Genomic DNA, 16,228 nt, shown 5'->3' with positions numbered 1-16,228 from the left:
GGGCAAGAGCTTCATTCAGGGCGGACGGGCATGGCTCAGGCAGGCGCTCTATATGCCCGCCCTCGTGGCCGTGCGCTTCAATCCACCACTCAAGGCAAAATACGAATGCCTGAGACAGGCCGGCAAAGCTCCAAAGGTCGCCATCACCGCGATCATGCGAAAGATCATCGTGCTGGCAAACGCGCTCCTGAGGGACGACCGGAAATGGTCACCAGCCCTCCCTTGACCAAGACGGATACTCTAATAGTCCTTTTCGTAGAAGATGCCGAGGCTTGAATCGCCGCCGGTGCCGACGGCGCCGCGCGCCTTCAAATCGTCGGTTATGTCGAGATTGACGGTGCCGCGCGTCGAGCCATGCGCGCCCGCCTCGACGCCGAGATAGATGTTGTCCTGGATATAGCGGCCGGCGCGCAACGCAGCGTTGCCTTCGCTGTCGGTCACCACGTCGAGATCGTCGAGACCCGTCGCTCCGCGCAGGCTGCCGAGCAGCGAGGTGTCGGACCCTCCGGCCAGCTCGGCTGCGGCTGCCGCGAGCTGGGCGATCTGGAATGCCGACAATTCGTTGATGCCCCGATTGAAGATCAGGCGGGCGAGCACCTCGTCTTGAGGCAGTTCGGGCTGCGAGGAGAATTCGACGGCGATATCCGAAGCCCGGCCGGTAACGGTAATGAATACGGTGATGTCGTTGCCGCCGGAGCGGGCGACGAAGTTCAGGAACGGGTCAAGGTCGCCGACCAGCGTCACCGTGCCTTCGTCGAAGGTGATGCGCTGGCCCAGAATGCCGAGCCGGCCTCGAATAAGCTCGAAGCCGCCGACGGGCTGGATGTCGGTGACCGGCCCCGTCAGCCGCACCGTGCCGCCGAGTTCGGTGTCCAATCCACGGCCGCGCACGAAAATGCGGTTTGGTGCGCTCACCGCGATGTCGAGGCGCGCCACGCTCGGGCGGCTGGTCGGTGTGGGCGTGCCATCATCGGCGTGCGCGCGTTTCAGCGTTGCCGCAACGCCGGCCGGTGGCCTGATGTGCTTGACGTCGAGCGCGGCGGCTCCACCGGCAAAACTGTCCGGCACGGTTATTTCGGCGCGGGAGACGGTGATATTCCCCGAAATCAGCGGATCGCGCGCCAGCCCGCCGGTAACCGCGAGCGTGCCGCCCAATGTTGCGACGACGAGATTGCCGTCGGCATAGCGCGCATCGTTGAGGGTGATGCGAATATCGGCCGGGAAGGCGGCCGCCGCATCGAGCGATATGGTGCCGGAGGCGGCAATGGAGCCGCCGGCGGCCAGATTGGCCGAAGCATTGCGGATCGTCACCCGGTCGCCGTCGATCGTGCCCATTATGGCGATCGAACGCAGCCGCACATTGCTTTCCGGATCGACGAGCTCCGCCCCTTGGGTTGAAAACATGCCCCGGATCGCCGGCTTGCTGAGATTGCCGGAGATAGTCGCGTTGGCTTGCAGCGTGCCGCCCGCCTGGGCGCCGCGCTCGGCGAGGAAACGGTTGGCGAGCGCCAGTGGCGCTTCTCCCTTGACGGAAAGGTCCAAGCCATTGCCCGAGATCGGCAGGCGGCCGCTGGCTGATACCGAAAGGCCTTGCGGGCCGCTCGCAGTGGCTGAAGACAGGGTGAGGACCTTGTCGGCATAGCTGCCCGAAGCGCTGATTTCGAGGGGCGCGGCGCCTGCGGTCTCCAGCGCTGCGGCGCGCACGCCGGTACCCCGCAGCGTGAAAGAGGCGGCCGGATTGGCAAGCTGTCCGGAAAGCCTGGCCGTACCCGAAAGCGTGCCGCCGAGATTCTGACCGGGTGCAACCGCATTGAGCACCGCCAGCGGAAACGCTTCCAGCCCGACATCGAGCGCAAGCGCGCCCTGGTCGAGCGGCACGGCGCCATTCACCGTGGCGCGAAGACCTTCAGGGCTGGTAATTGCAGCCTTGACGTTGAGCCGGCTTGCGCTGGAGGTGCCGTCGGCATCGAGATTGATCGATTTCAGCCCCGCCTGCCGCAGCGCCGCCGCCGCTATCCCGCGGCCTTGCGCGGTGAAGCTTATGTCTGGGCTGGTGCGCGTGCCGCCGATTGCGGCCTTGCCGTTGACGGTGCCGGCGAGCGCCAGGTCGGGCTTCATCGTGTTGGCGATCGCCAGCGGCAGATTGCTGATATCGACGTCAAGGTCGAGCTTGTCGGCGATCTCGCCACGCGCGCTGAGGCGTCCGCCGCCGACATCGAGCAACAGATTGTCGATGCTGATGGTCTGGCCGCGCATCTGCAAGGCGGCCGGCTCGATGAGGCGGGCGGCAAGGCTGCCCTGTGTCACCTCGGCGGTCTGAAGCGCCAACCGGTAGCCGCCTTCTATTGGCGACAAGGCGCCGGCCGCTGTTGCCCTGGTGCCGTTCTTGAGCGTTGCATCCGCCTTGAAATTGGTCGTCTGCCCCTCCTGGCGGGCCGTCGCCTGCAATTCTGAGACATCGATGCCGCCAGCCGAAATATCGCGCGCATCGAGCGTTCCATCGGCGATCGGGACGTTGAACAGATCGGCCACGGTGGCATTGAGCTCGGCCTTGCCGAGCCTGATCGTGTCTATGGTCAGCGCGTCGACATCGGCGCGGATGGTGGCGTTCTGCCTGCTGTTCTCGTGGCTCAGCACGATGTCGGCATTGACCGCGCCCTTTGCCCCGCGCAGCAGAAGGGCCGCCGCTGTCGACACGTCGGCTGCGGCCAACGACAGATTGCCCTCGAGAAGACCGCTCTTCGTCTGGGTAACGTCACCGGTGATCTTCGCGCCGCCGGCGGTGAAGCGAAGATCACCAAGCCGCCGCTCGGCCTCGGTCAAGGCCAAGGCAGATGCCAGTTCCACCCGCACGCCGTCAAGGAAGGCGTTGCCGGTCAGCTGTCCATTGAGGTCGCCTTCCTGCAAGGTGCCCTCGAAGCCGATCACCGCATCCTTCAATGTCTTGCCGACCAGAGCGCCGGTCGGCACCTCCGCACCGAAGGTGAGGCCGATAAGGCCGTCGCTGCCAGCGGCACGGCCCTTGGCGGTCAGCTTTCCGGAAGCCTTCTCCGAGACCAATGCCAGGTCGCTTAACGAAACGTCGAAGCCGAAATTCGCCGCACCGGTGGCGAAGCTGCCATCCGCCGCCAGCGTCACCTGATCGTTGAAAAGGCGAAGCTGGCGCGCCACCAGCCCGGCTTCGCCGCGAGCGATGCCGCCGGTGATCCGGGTCTCGCCTTCAAGCAGGTTATCCACGGCCGGACTGTCAATGCCGAGGCCGGTGGCCGTGCCGTCGAGCGCGAGATCGAAGCCTCCCGTCAGCGGCTGCAATTCGCCTTTGGCGGCAAGATCGATGCCGCCGGAAAGGTCGCGTCCGGCAAGCGCGGAGAACGGGGCGAGCGTGCTCGCCTGGACGCCGATATCGCCCTTGAAGGCATATTCGGCGATATCGCCGGCAAGCGACAGGTTGACGCTCTTCGCGGCGACCAGCGCCTTGGCAAGCTTTATCGGTGTGTTGGCGGTCCACTCACCGGCGACATCCAGCGTGATGCGGTCGCCCAGCGCTTCGGTGACATCGGCGCGAGTGGCGACGATGCCGGAGGCGCCGCCGGTCGCGGCGAAGGTGATGTGGCGCTCAGCCGGCGTTGCGATGTTCTGCGCCAGTCCAGAGAGCAGGATTTCGACCGACCTCGACGAAAAGGTTTCGGTAGCGAGGTCGTCGATCCTGATCGAGCCGGACCACTCGTCGCCTGCTCGGTCGCCGAAGGCGAGCTTCACATTGGCGCGCTGAACAGTGTTTTCGCCGGGCACCGGCAAAAGCACTTTTTCGTTCGTGCCGTTGTCGATATTGGCGTCCAGCATCAGGCGCTGGAGAAAGCCGTCGGCGGCGGTCTCGGCCGCAGCCTGCACCTTGAGGGCCGCGCTTTCGAGGTCGAGATTTTCCAGAACCATGCCGCCGGCGTCCTTGACCAGGCCGGCAGCTTGAAGAGTGGTGTTGGAGCCGAAAAATTCGCGGAAGCGCGGCGAGATCAGCCGGGTGATCGGGCCCTCTACATTGGTGGTGAAGGCAAGGCCGTCGGCCTGGCGGCGAAGCTGTGTCGTGCCGGTCAGCACACGTTCGGCGTCCGCGTCGAGCGTCAGCGCCAGGTCGAGCTCGGCGAGCGGGCCTTTGCCTTGCAGGGCGAGCGCCACCGGCGGTCGGCCCTCGATGTTGAGGAGGTTGGCGACGACGCCGTTCGCCGGCTCGTCGAGCTTGAGGTCGAGGTTGAGCACCTGGCTCGCATTGGCGTAAGCGGCGCTGAGCGCAAGCTGGCCGCCGGGGCCGTCCAGCCGCGTGACGTTGAGAGCCGTGTCGAGGGAGCCGCCCGCCAGCTGCAGGCGTCCGGTGATTGCCATTTCGGAAGCCAGGCCGAACACGTCCTGGCCGAAGGTGACGTGAGGCACCTCGAGCGCATCGAGCGACACCGAAATGGGCAGTTCCGGGATTTGAAAGCCGCCGGCCTCGGGTGCGGGCGCACTTTCGTCGGGCAGCGGCTTGCGCAGCACGTCGATGCGATCGGCCGAGAGCGTGTCGATGTCGAGCCGGCCGAGAAGCAGCGCCGAGCGGGTCCATACGATACGGGCATTGACGATGCGCAGCCAAACCCCGTCGCGGTCGGCGATGGTGATCTCGCCAATGGTGGCGTTGGACGACAGCACGCCCTGGATATTGTTGATGCGGATCTGGCGGTTCGGGCTGGAAAGCTGGTCCTCGACGAAGCCGATGAAATAAGAACGGTCGGCCTGCTCCGTGTCTTGCGCGAAAACCGGAAACGCAAGGACGAAAAGCACGATGGTCAGAAAGATCCGGATCAAAACGCTTGTCCTATTCCGACATAGAAGGCGAAATCGGGATCGCCCGGGCGAGGATCGAGCGGCACCGCCGCATCGAGCCTGATCGGTCCGAGACCGGTGAGATAGCGCAAGCCCCCGCCGACGCCCAGACGCAGATCCTCCGAAAATTGCGGGAAGGTGTCGGCCCCGACATAGCCGGCGTCGACAAAGCCGACGACGCCGATGCTGTCTGTGACCCTGGCGCGCAGTTCGGCCGAGCCCTCGATCAGCGAGCGACCGCCGACCACGCCGTTCGGCGTCTCAATGCCGATATTGCGATAGGCATAGCCGCGCACCGAACCGCCGCCGCCAGCGAAGAACAGCTTGTCCGGCGCGATTTCGTCGATGGGCGCACCGGCGATGCTGCCGATCTTCACGCGGCCGGCAAGAACCACGCGGTCACCGTCGCCGAAACCGTAATAGGCGCGGCCCTCGGCGGTGAAGCGCCCGATGGCATTGCCGTAGTTGAACTCGTAGAAAGGTTCGAGGATGGCCTCGACGAAATAACCTTCGGTCGCATCGACCTTGTTGTCGCGGCTGTCATAGGTGATGCCCCCGAGCAGTCCGACATTGGAAAAATCGCGCCGCCCGAAAACATTATCCTCGAAACGCGAAACGCCGCCGGTCAGCGCGGCGCGGGCCGAAAGCTCCTCAGTGAACAGATGCGTGAACCCGACCTCTGCGGTCACTGCGGTGCGGGTATAGGGCTCCAGAACCTCGCGATCGCCGATCAGCGAGGCGACGAAATCCGTATCGGGCGTGTAGATGCCGGGCTTGGTGAATGTCGCGCCAAGCCGGTAGGTGAAGTCCTCCGGCTTCAGCGTGTTGCCCATGCCGGCGACCTTGGCTTCCAGGCGCAGGCGCTCGGCCCTGCCGAACAGATTGCGATGCAACCAGTAGGCTTCGAGCCCGGCGCCGTCGAGCGTGGAATAGCTGCCGCCGACACCGAAGCGCCGCGGCAAGCGTTCTTGCACGACAAGGCTGATCGGCAGCAGTCCGTCGCTGCGGATTTCGTCGGCCTCCTGGAAGCGCATGGCGCGAAACACGTCGAGGCGGCCAAGCCGCTTGCTTGCCCTGTCCAGATCGTCCGGATCGTATTCCTCGCCGGCTTTCAGGCCGGTCATCCAGGCCAGGAACTTGGGGTCGATGCGTTCCGTACCTTCGACGGTGACCGGCCCATAATAGGCCTTTCTGCCCGGATCGAGAGTCAGGGTGGCATTGACGACATTGCGATCGTGAACGGCCTCGACCAGGCGATCGGCCACCTTCGCCTTGGCATGGCCCTGCTGGCGCCATGCTTCCACCGAAAGGCGTTCGGCCTGGAGGATGACGCCTGAGCGCGCAAGCTGGCCGGGCGCGAACCCTTCGTCCTCCGGCAGCTCCACCTCGTCGCGGCGCCAAGTGGGCGGCGGTGCGCGGTTTATGATGCTGGTCTCGCCGAAAAGGAACTCCGGGCCGGGATCGACTACGACGCGAATGGCGGCCGGATCGGGCAGGGCGGCATCAGGCGGCAGGTCGGCAGCTTGCTGCCCATCGACCAGAATGCTGATGGTGCCGCCATAGCGGCCCTCGCCGTAGAGCGCGGCGAGCAGCCTGCGATAGTCGCCTCGCGCCTTGGCCAGCAGGCCCGCGGCGCCGGAAGCCGGTTTTTCACGATCCTTCCATAGCGTGGAGCTGTTCTTCAGCCTCTTTTCGAGGCCGTTGTTTTCGCCGGAAACCGCAAAGTCTACGGTGTAACTCTGCGGATCGCCGATGATGTCTTCTGCGTCATCCGCCTTCTTGCTCTCGAAGAGCTTGATGCCGAACAGCTCGAACGCCGATGCCGGCTGGACCAGGCCGACTGCGAGGCCAATGCCGGAAAGCAGGCAGATGCCCCGCAAGATACTGGACGAAAAAACGCTCACTCAAGCTCCCGCACGCGGTCGAACCGGCCACACGCGTCCAACCCGCGCGCCTCGAAAAAAAGCTCCGCCCCCAGGAGATTGGCCACAATCTAGGGGATTGTGCAACGGAAAGAAAGCGTTGCGCGGCGAGCCTCCGCTCTCTTGGGCGAGAATTCCGGTCGACATGTGGCCTAAAATAGACAGCAAAGGTTGCTGGAATGCGAACTGCGCGAAAGCCCTTGGATCGGCTCAATGGCCGGAGCTGAGCTTGAGTCCGATCAGGCCGGCGATAATCAGACCGACACTGGCGATCCGCATGAAGGTCGCCGCTTCACCGAAAATCGCGATACCGACGATGAAGGCGCCGACGGCGCCGATCCCGGTCCAGATCGCATAGGCCGTTCCGAGCGGCAGCGTGCGCATGGCGATGGCGAGAAGCCACAGGCTGATCAGCATGGTAACGCCGGTGACGATGGATGGTCCGAGCTTGGTGAAGCCCTCCGATTGCTTCATGGTCGAGGACCACACGACCTCAAAAATTCCGGCAAAAAACAAGTATACCCAAGCCACGATAACTTTCCCGCTAAGTCCAGTGTCCGCAAATCAGGGACGGTTTCAGGTCAGGCAGGCCGAATCGCTTGTCGATCAGCCGAACAGTAACGACAGGAATGAATCTTTCTCGTCAATGGAGAGTTGGCGCAGAGTCACGCATTTCGCGCTAAAGTAGAACCTGTCTGGCTAAGCGAGTGAACCGCTTAAGGCTCCTATTGGCAAACGTCGACCCACTGGGCATCGACCAGCTTGGCCATGCGCTCGGGGTTGATGCGGACGGCTGCGTTGGTGGCTCCCGCGGCGGGAACGACTTCGTCGAAGGCGCGCAGCGACACGTCGCAGTAGATAGGCAGCGGGGCCGGCAGACCGAAGGGACACACACCGCCGACCGGATGGCTGGTGACCTCCACCACCTGTTCGGCATCGAGCATGCGCGCCTTGCCGCCGAAGCGGTCCTTGAATTTCCGGTTGTCGAGGCGCGCCATGCCGCCTGTCACGATCAGCATGATCGTGTCGCCGACGCGCAGGCAGATGGTCTTGGCGATCTGCTCCGGCGCAACGCCATGTGCCTCGGCGGCGAGGGGCACTGTGGCGGAACTCGCCTCTGTCACCAGGACTGCTATTTCGGGATCGTGCTCGGCAAAGAACGAGCGGACCGATTCGAGGCTCACGACGGCTACTCTGAATTTGGGACCGGCGAAGCGATGTCGGTCCCTGATATGAAAAACCCGCCTCGTGGGCGGGGATTCCGGCGTTTGGTGCCCAGGAGAGGACTCGAACCTCCACGCCTCGCGGCACACGGACCTGAACCGTGCGCGTCTACCAATTCCGCCACCTGGGCAGGTGCGCCGCTGATGTAAGCGGGCGGCGCGGCGGTGTCAACGCGGATTTTGGCGAAACATCACGCTCGAACAGAACTTTACCCCATGTGGCGAAATAAGCCGCATCACGCAAGCAGCGTTTGCGTACAGCCACGGACGCGCCGCCGCTTGCGCTACCTGGCAAACAATCGCCTTGGGCCTACGCCGAGAGGATGGTTTTCGAGGCGACGGTCGAATCAGCGTTGAGCTTGTAGACGATCGGCACGCCGGTGCCGAGTTCGAGCTTGACGATCTCCTCGCCCGATATGCCCTCAAGAGCCATGATCAGCGCGCGCAGCGAGTTGCCGTGCGCGGCCACCAGAACCGTTTCGCCGCGCAGCACATGCGGCTGCATGTCGTGCATATAATAGGGCCAGACGCGCGCGCCGGTATCCTTCAGGCTTTCACCTGCGGGCGGCGGCGTATCGTAGGAACGGCGCCAGACATGCACCTGCTCCGCGCCCCATTTGGCGCGCGCATCGTCCTTGTTGAGCCCGTTGAGGTCGCCATAGTCGCGCTCGTTGAGCGCCTTGTCGCGGATCGTCGTGAGATCGCTCTGGCCGGTGGCGTCGAGAATGTGCTGGCATGTCTTCTGAGCACGCATCAGGGCCGAGGTGAAGGCGATATCGAATTTCAGCCCGTGCGCGGCAAGTCTGGCGCCGGCCGCCTTGGCTTCCCTGACCCCCTGTTCGCTCAAGTCGACATCGCGCCAGCCGGTGAACAGGTTCTTCAGGTTCCATTCGCTCTGGCCGTGACGGACAAGCACGAGGGTTCCGGTCATGTTTTACTCCTTGGGTATGAACTGGCTCACTACAGGCCGAGCACGTCACGCATCGAATAAAGGCCGGGCTTCCTGCCGCGTGCCCAAAGCGCAGCCTTGACCGCGCCGCGGGCAAAGATCGCCCGGTCTTCGGCATTGTGCGCCAGCGTGATGCGCTCGCCAGTGCCGGCGAGGATGACGGAATGATCGCCGACCACTGAGCCGCCGCGCAGCGTGGCAAAGCCGATCGAGCCGGCTTCGCGCGGGCCTGTATAGCCGTCGCGCACGCGCACGCTGTTTTCCCTGAGATCGATGCCGCGTCCGGCCGCTGCCGCATCTCCAAGCAGGAGCGCGGTGCCGGAAGGCGCGTCGACCTTATGTCGGTGATGCATTTCGAGGACTTCAATGTCGAAATCGTCCGGGCCAAGCGCCCGCGCCGCCTGTTCGACCAATATGCAGAGCAGGTTAACGCCGAGGCTCATATTGCCGGACTTGACGATGGTGGCATGACGCGCCGCGGCAGCGATCTTGGCGTCGTCCTCGGTCGAGAAGCCGGTTGTGCCGATCACATGGACGATGCGCGCCTGTGCGGCATAGCCGGAAAATTCGACGCCCGCCGCTGGCGTGCTGAAGTCGATCACGCCATCGGCCTTGGCGAAGGCCGGCAGCGGATCGTCGGTGATCGGAACGTTGAGGATCCCGATGCCGGCAAGTTCACCGGCGTCCCGGCCGATGAAGGGCGAGCCCGGGCGCTCGATGGCGCCCGCAAGTGTTGCGCCTTCGATGGCGTTGATGGCGCGGATCAGCGTCTGGCCCATACGGCCGGCTGCTCCGACGACGACGAGACCCATGTCGCTCATGCGCTTTTCTTTCCTGTGATGTCGATTGTCTTGTCGGCGGGCTTCACGTCATCAACCAGGCCGAGACCCTTCTGGCTTTGCAGCCGATGGAAGCGGGCGTAGACGCCATGCGGATTGGCGATCAGCGACTGGTGCGTGCCTTCCTCGATCAATCTGCCGTCTTCCAGCACGATGATGCGGTCGGCGTTGATCACCGTCGAGAGCCGATGGGCGATAACGATGGTGGTACGCCCCGCCCTGACGGTGGCGAGCGCCTCCTGCACGCGCGCTTCCGAATCATTGTCGAGCGCTGAGGTCGCTTCATCGAGCAGCAATATCGGGGCTTGCCGGACGATGGCGCGGGCGATCGATATGCGCTGGCGCTGGCCGCCGGAAAGAGTGATGCCATTTTCGCCGACCTGCGTGTCGTACCCCTGCGGCTGCTGGCGGATAAACCCGTCGGCGGCCGCAAGCTCCGCCGCATGCCTGATCTCGGCATCGCTCGCATCTTCGCGTCCGTAGCGGATATTGTCGGCGATTGTGCCTTCGAAGAGGTAGGGCTGCTGCGAAACATAGGCGATCGCGCCGCGCAGAGACTTCTTGGTGACCTTCGAGATATCCTGGCCGTCGATGCGGATCGATCCGTGATCGACGTCGTAGAAGCGCTCGAGCAGCGCGGTCAGCGTCGATTTTCCCGCCCCCGACGCACCGACGATGGCGGTGGTCTTGCCGGCCTCGGCCACAAAACTGACACCGCTCAACACCGGCAGGTTTGGCGCATAGGCAAAGGAGACGTGGTCGAACCGCACTTCGCCCTTGCCGACCTTGAGTTCGGTCGCTTCGGGTGCGTCGCCCTGTTGCGGCTTGAGATCAAGTATCTCGTAGATCATCCTGGCGTTGACCAGGGACCGCTCAAGCCCGACCTGCACGCGCGCGAGGCGCCGGGCCGGATCATAGGCGAGCATCAGAGCCGTGATGAATGAGAACACCGCGCCGGGAAGCTGCGCGCCATAGGCGGCGCGATAGCCGGCATAGGCGATGACGCCCGCCACCGCGAGGCCGGCCAGTATCTCGGAGATGGGTGTCAGCCGTTCGGAAACGCGGGCGATCTTGTTGGAGCGTTCCTCGGCGTGGTCGATCATCTTGGCCATCCGCGCCGAAAGCTGCTCCTCCATGGTGAAGGCCTTCACCACGGCGATACCTTGCGTGGCTTCCTGCATCGCGCCGATCAGTTGCGAATTTATCTCCACGACCTGGCGCGTCACCATTCTGAGCCGACGCATCAGGTAGTTGACCGAGAGCACAAGCGGCGGGCCGATGAGGAAGGCGATCAGCGACAGCATCGGGTCCTGCATCACCATGACGACTACCAGAGCCACCAGCGAAACCACGTCGCGCGCCACGGCTGTGAGCGTCAGCGACAGGAGATCGCGGATGCCGACGACATTCTGGTTGATCTGCGCGGCCAGTTGTCCCGACCTTGTTTCGGTGAAGAAGCCGACGCCGAGCTTCATTAGGTGATCGAACAGACGCCGCTGATAGCGCGCGACAAGGTTATTGCCGACCCTGGCCAGAATGACGGCCTGCGCATAGCTGGCCAGCCCGCGAATCACGAAGGCCGCCAGTATCGCCAGGCAGATCAGCACGATGAGATCGCCGCGTTGGCGATAGAAAATCTCGTCGATGACGTCGCGCATGATCCAGGCGCTGAACGCCGTCGTTCCGGCAATCGCCACCAGGCAAAGCGTTGCCCACGCATATTGCCAGACATAGTCGCGGCCGTTTTCGGAAAGGATGCGCCGGATGACGGCGACGATCTCGCCCTTGTCCCCTTGCGCGGCCTTTTTGCTCGGAAGGCTCAAATTCGGCTCTGCCCGTTGGATTTCGCTTCGATCGATGCCCCGCATCGACTTTCGGCGACCCTAATAGCCTCATCTTACCGGCTTGCCTATGCCTGTGACGAAACACGGCTATGCGGAAACGCGCTCCCTTGCCGGCCGCAGCAGCGGTGGAACGCGGTGTCCTGCGTTGAAGAGGAAAAGCATGGGTGCGGAACGGTTTATCATCTGCACGCCGACAACGGCGGCGATCACCGCAAGGACGGGAAGCGCGAAGAAGGTGATCGGAAACAGGTCCGATCCATAATTGCCGAAGACGCGGCGGAAGATGATGCCGCCGAAATTGAACAGGATCGCATGGCTGCAGAACAGGAAGAAGGCGTAAGGTTCGAGCCGCATGAAGAAGTCGGCCATCGAGGAGCGACGGATGAGTTCGGTGAGGCCCCAGAAGCCGGCGGCCATCGTCACCCGCAGCAACGTGTCGAGCGTCAGCCTGAGCGTCTCGTCCATCTCCGACAGGAGGATGCGTTCGATGCGGACGGTGAGGAAAATCGCCACCATGACGACGAGGCCGATGGAAAGGACACGCGCGATGCGATCGATCTTTGGCTCGCTTGTTCCCGCAAGCCGCAGCCACATGCCCAGGCCGAAAAACAGCAGAAGCTGCGGCCTTTGCAAGATGTAGAGGCCTTCGCCGAATAGCGTGAAGGCGACCAGCAGGAGAATGGTCGCGACCGGAAAACGCCGCAATCCGAGGTAAAGAAGCGGCGAAAACAGGCAACAGACGAACAGGTCCCTCAGGAACCACAAAGGAACGACAAGCGGCCATTCGGTGACGGCCAGGAATGCGTTGGCAAGGCCGAGTGCGCTGAATTCGGGCATATCCTGCCATTTGCCGGAGAGCAGGCCGTAAACCGCGAGCAGCACCAGCATCAGCGCGTTCCAGGCGATGAGCGGCACCACCAGCGTCTTCAGCTTGGAAAAGACGAGCTTGCCTGTGCCCGATTTGAGCAGGCTGGAAACGATGAAATAGCCCGATACGACGCTGAGCAGCGAGACGGAGCTCAAGCCGGCCAGACGCGTCAGAATGAAATAGAGGATATCGAAGAAGCCGGCGTCGCGGTCGTATACATTTTCGGCGATGCCCGGTTGCACGTGAACGAAGGTCATGAAGAAGATGCAGAGCGTACGCGCGATCTTGATGCGGTCCGACATCGTGGCCGGCACGGGTGCAATACGTTTGGCTTCAGGCAATTGGGTGCGGGCGGTCAATGTCTCATCCTGTGGGATCGGGCGCTGGACCACCGCCAAGACTGCGCGGGGCTCGCACTGGCGATGCACTTCGGCGCGCTGTATAGGCGGTGCGGATGGTCCAAATGTGAACACTGTGGCATTGGCGGGCGGTTGCCAGTTCACGAAATGCAACCAGGCTTAACGGAGGATGCCAGGCACTTGGCGAGCGTTGAAAAGAGCAAGGGCTATCGATGAGGAATCTCGGCGGTCTTTTCGGTCTCGGCAAAGGTGCCCAGCGCGAGCGCCGAGCGCGGCTGCGGCTGGACACGGCCGACACCGCCATCTACGCGATTGGTGACGTGCATGGCTGTCTCGACGAGCTGCTTTCCCTGGAACGCGCGATCGTGGCGGACGGCGCGGAGCTCCCCGGCCGTAAGCTGATCGTCATGCTCGGCGACTATGTCGACCGAGGGCCGGCCTCCGCGCAGGTGCTCGACCATCTGATCGCCGCGCCGCCCGAGGGATTCGAGCGCATCTGTCTCAGCGGCAATCACGAAATCCAGATGCTCGACTATATCGACGGCCGGCTCGGGCTCATCGAATGGTTGGGACTGGGCTCGGCCGCGACGCTTCTCTCCTATGGCATCGACCATGAGCGGCTGGGCCAGGTCTATCGGTCGCCGAGCCAGATCGACGAGGTGATCAGAAAGGCTATTCCCGTAGAGCATCTGGCGTTTCTGCGCTCGCTGCCGATCCTCATCGAGGCACCGCGCTATATCTTCGTGCACGCCGGCATCCGGCCCGAGGTCGAGCTTGACCGGCAGTCGGATGATGATCTGGTGTTCATTCGCTCGGCCTTCTACGAGCGCGCGCATCTCCTGCAGAAATATGTGGTCCACGGGCACACGCCGGTAGACGAGGCTACGCGCGACGGCGCGCGCATCAATATCGATACCGGCGCCTTCTACAGCGGCAAATTGACCGCGTTGCGCATCTGGCAGGACAAGGGACGCTACCTGACGAACAGGTAGGCTATCCCTTCCCGTTCATGCCCGACTGCTCGACATAGTAGGAGGCATAGCGGTCGAGATACTGCTCGGAACCGCCGAAGGCGCCGTAGCGCGCGAGCTTCTTCATATCGGTCTTGTTGAGGATGATGCCGAGCGTCTTGGCGGCGATCTGCGGCTCTGCCTGCAATGTCGCGCGAACCAGCGCGCGCGGCGTAGCACCCCATTCGGAGACCAAGACGAAGCCATCCGCCAGGGGTGCGAAGGCCTTCGCGTCGACCACCGGGCCGAGCGGCGGCAGGTCGACGACGATGTAGTCGTAGTTGTTGCGGGCATCCTCGATGAGGTCGCGCATGCCGGGGCTGGAGAGCAATTCGCTGGTGTGCGACAGGCGTCCTCGCACCGCGGCGGGGATGATGGCGAGTTTTGTCGTGCGATCGACGAGCACGGTGCTTTGCCAGCGCTGTTCACCGACGATCGCTTCGACCAGGCTCTTTTCAGGAGCAAGCGACAGGCCGCGGCTCAGGCCGGGATTCCTGAGATCGCCGTCGATCAGCAGCGTACGCGCGCCATTTGCGGCGAGCAGGCCGGCGAAATTCGCCGCGACGGTGGTCTTGCCCTCACGCGGCAGCACCGAGACGAAGCCGATCACCTTGCACTCTCTGCCTTGCAGAACCACGTCGCATGCTAGCTTGGCATTGCGCAGGGTCTCGGCGAAGGAGGAGGACGGCGCATTGATCGCGACCCGCAAGATGCGCGGCGTGGCCGGCTGGGAGGGGTCCTGCGTCTTGGGCTGCGGCTTGGGAGATGCGGCCAGGCGGGCGCCGATGACCGGCAGGTAGCCGAGGAAGTTGATGTTGAGTGCGGCGCGAACATCGTCGCCCGTGCGAAAGAACCGCTCGCGAAACTCCTGGAACGCGCCGACCCCGGCGCCACCGAACAGGCCGAGCACCAGCGACAGGCCAAGAACCAGTGCCTTGCGCGGGCTCGATGCCGATACTGGGTCGCCGGCTTCGGAAATGACGCGCGCCTTGGCGATCGGGAAGGAGCGCTGCTGCGAAGCCTCCTCGTGGCGGGCGAGGAACGTCTGGTAAAGCGTCGAAAGGGCCGCTGATTTCTGTTCCAGTTCGCGCAATTGCACCAGCGACTGCCCGGCCTCGGAACTCTGGCCGGCCATTTTCCCGACATTGCCGCGCAGCGACGTCTCGCGTGACTTGGCCACCTCATATTCGTTGCGGTAGCTTTCCGTAAGCCGCTTGAGCTCCAAGAAAATCTGCCGCTCCAGGTCGGCCTGTTCGCGCCGCAGCGCGACCGCCTGGGCGTGATCCTCGCCGAAACGGGCGGCAATCTCCTGCTCGCGCTTGCTGACGCCGAGATAGCGCGTCTTGAGATCGTTGATGACGGCGCTGTTGCCCTTGTCCGCCGGAATGGTGGCATTGCGCACGGCGTTTTCCGCACCGCCGTCGATGATCGACTTGAACTGGCTGTAGCGGGCGAGGGCGTTGGCCGTGTCTGCCTGGGCAAGGATCAGTTGGCTGTTGAGATCGGCAAGTTGCTGCTCGGAAATCAGCTCGCCACGCGCCGAGGTCAGGCCGTTCGCGGCACGGAACTTTTCCACTTCGAGGGCCGCGGCCTGTGAGCTGTCGCGCAGATCGGCAAGTCTACCCTGAAGCCAGATCGTCGCCCGCTGGGTCGCGTCGAAATTGGCGTCGAGCTGGTCTGAAAGATACGCATCGGCATAGGCACGGGTAATCGCGCCGGCAAGCCCGCGGTCGTTCGACTTGAAGGAAACGTTGATGACATAGCTGCGACCGACCCTTTCGGCTTCGAGGCCCCTTTGCAGAAGCGCGATGGCCTTGCCGATCCGGGCATTCTCGGCCGAGCCGGCGGACGGCTGCGGCCTGGAGGAAAACAGGCCGGTGACGCTCTTGATCTGTGACTTGAGCCAGCTCACCGGCGAAAGCGGCGGGTTGAGGAAGGCCTCGTTCCGGTCGAGTCTTTCCGCAAGCACCACCGCGCGCGCCAGCCGTGCCGATTTCAGGATCTCGACTTCGCTCAGGATCATCGAGTCGGCCTGCATGCGCGCTGGCGTCGGGTCCTTTTCCTCGGCAAATTTGGTCAGGCTGTCGTCGAGCAGGATGCGCGTTGCGGCGGTGTATTCCGGCGGCGTGAACACCAGGTAGGCAACCCCGAGCGCGAGGCCAATGGCTGCGCAAAGTGCGATGACCCGCGCCTGCCTGAGGCCGATCGCCGCCAGCCGCTCCAAGTCGATGAACCGGTCCGCCTCTTCGGATTCCATGGACAGTCGGGCGGCCGGCGAAATGGTTCTCTGGTGCATGATCCCGCGGGCGATGTTCGCCACTTCTAGGTTTCGTCGTATCGGGTGTGCGTCGTCGCTCGAA

At 63.7% G+C, this 16,228-nt stretch carries 11 protein-coding genes and 1 tRNA gene; 2 read left to right on the top strand and 10 right to left on the bottom strand.

Annotation, left to right across the window (positions count from 1 at the left end):
• Positions 1-226, top strand: a 226-nt coding sequence (locus ACLKMW_RS07930) for a transposase (protein ID WP_415723865.1), incomplete at its 5' end; no start/stop codon positions are given.
• A 14-nt stretch (positions 227-240) separates the two neighbouring features.
• On the opposite strand, the gene ACLKMW_RS07925 is transcribed toward ACLKMW_RS07930, so the two are convergent.
• The 9 genes from ACLKMW_RS07925 to ACLKMW_RS07885 all read right to left on the bottom strand — a co-directional run bounded on the left by ACLKMW_RS07925 (position 241) and on the right by ACLKMW_RS07885 (position 12,858).
• A complete protein-coding gene (locus tag ACLKMW_RS07925; protein WP_415723864.1) occupies positions 241-4,836 on the bottom strand; it encodes a translocation/assembly module TamB domain-containing protein in 4,596 nt (1,531 codons plus the stop codon).
• Positions 4,833-6,758: an autotransporter assembly complex protein TamA gene (locus ACLKMW_RS07920; protein ID WP_458575167.1), complete on the bottom strand. Its 1,926-nt coding sequence runs from the start codon at positions 6,756-6,758 to the stop codon at positions 4,833-4,835. Before ACLKMW_RS07920 ends, ACLKMW_RS07925 begins: the two co-directional genes overlap by 4 nt.
• A gap of 228 nt (positions 6,759-6,986) precedes the next feature.
• Entirely contained in the window at positions 6,987-7,307 is a 321-nt protein-coding gene (sugE, locus tag ACLKMW_RS07915; protein ID WP_415723863.1) for a quaternary ammonium compound efflux SMR transporter SugE, read from the bottom strand.
• A gap of 194 nt (positions 7,308-7,501) precedes the next feature.
• The gene (locus tag ACLKMW_RS07910) at positions 7,502-7,960 is read right to left on the bottom strand and encodes a YbaK/EbsC family protein (RefSeq protein ID WP_415723862.1); all 459 of its coding nucleotides are present in this window, start codon (positions 7,958-7,960) and stop codon (positions 7,502-7,504) included.
• A gap of 85 nt (positions 7,961-8,045) precedes the next feature.
• Positions 8,046-8,130, bottom strand: a tRNA-Leu gene (locus ACLKMW_RS07905).
• Between the two features lie 179 nt (positions 8,131-8,309).
• A complete protein-coding gene (locus tag ACLKMW_RS07900) occupies positions 8,310-8,930 on the bottom strand; it encodes a 2,3-bisphosphoglycerate-dependent phosphoglycerate mutase (protein WP_415723861.1) in 621 nt (206 codons plus the stop codon).
• Between the two features lie 29 nt (positions 8,931-8,959).
• Positions 8,960-9,769, bottom strand: coding sequence for a 4-hydroxy-tetrahydrodipicolinate reductase (dapB, locus tag ACLKMW_RS07895; RefSeq protein ID WP_415723860.1), 810 nt, complete (start codon positions 9,767-9,769; stop codon positions 8,960-8,962).
• Entirely contained in the window at positions 9,766-11,655 is a 1,890-nt protein-coding gene (locus ACLKMW_RS07890; protein WP_415723859.1) for an ABC transporter ATP-binding protein, read from the bottom strand. Before ACLKMW_RS07890 ends, dapB begins: the two co-directional genes overlap by 4 nt.
• A gap of 63 nt (positions 11,656-11,718) precedes the next feature.
• A complete protein-coding gene (locus tag ACLKMW_RS07885) occupies positions 11,719-12,858 on the bottom strand; it encodes an acyltransferase family protein (protein WP_415723858.1) in 1,140 nt (379 codons plus the stop codon).
• A gap of 212 nt (positions 12,859-13,070) precedes the next feature.
• On the opposite strand from ACLKMW_RS07885, the gene ACLKMW_RS07880 reads away from it, so the two are divergent.
• Entirely contained in the window at positions 13,071-13,850 is a 780-nt protein-coding gene (locus tag ACLKMW_RS07880; RefSeq protein WP_415723857.1) for a metallophosphoesterase family protein, read from the top strand.
• Position 13,851: 1 nt separating this feature from the next.
• Here the strand turns inward: ACLKMW_RS07880 and ACLKMW_RS07875 are convergent, their stop codons facing one another.
• Complete coding sequence (locus ACLKMW_RS07875) at positions 13,852-16,125, bottom strand: polysaccharide biosynthesis tyrosine autokinase (protein ID WP_415723880.1); 2,274 nt, start codon at positions 16,123-16,125, stop codon at positions 13,852-13,854.
• Positions 16,126-16,228 lie beyond the last annotated feature (103 nt).

Origin of the sequence: Borborobacter xinjiangensis, assembly GCF_047739745.1 — a bacterium.
In the GTDB taxonomy this organism is placed as follows: Bacteria; Pseudomonadota; Alphaproteobacteria; order Rhizobiales; family Rhizobiaceae; genus Pseudaminobacter.
This window is presented reverse-complemented; position numbering and strand designations above follow the sequence as displayed.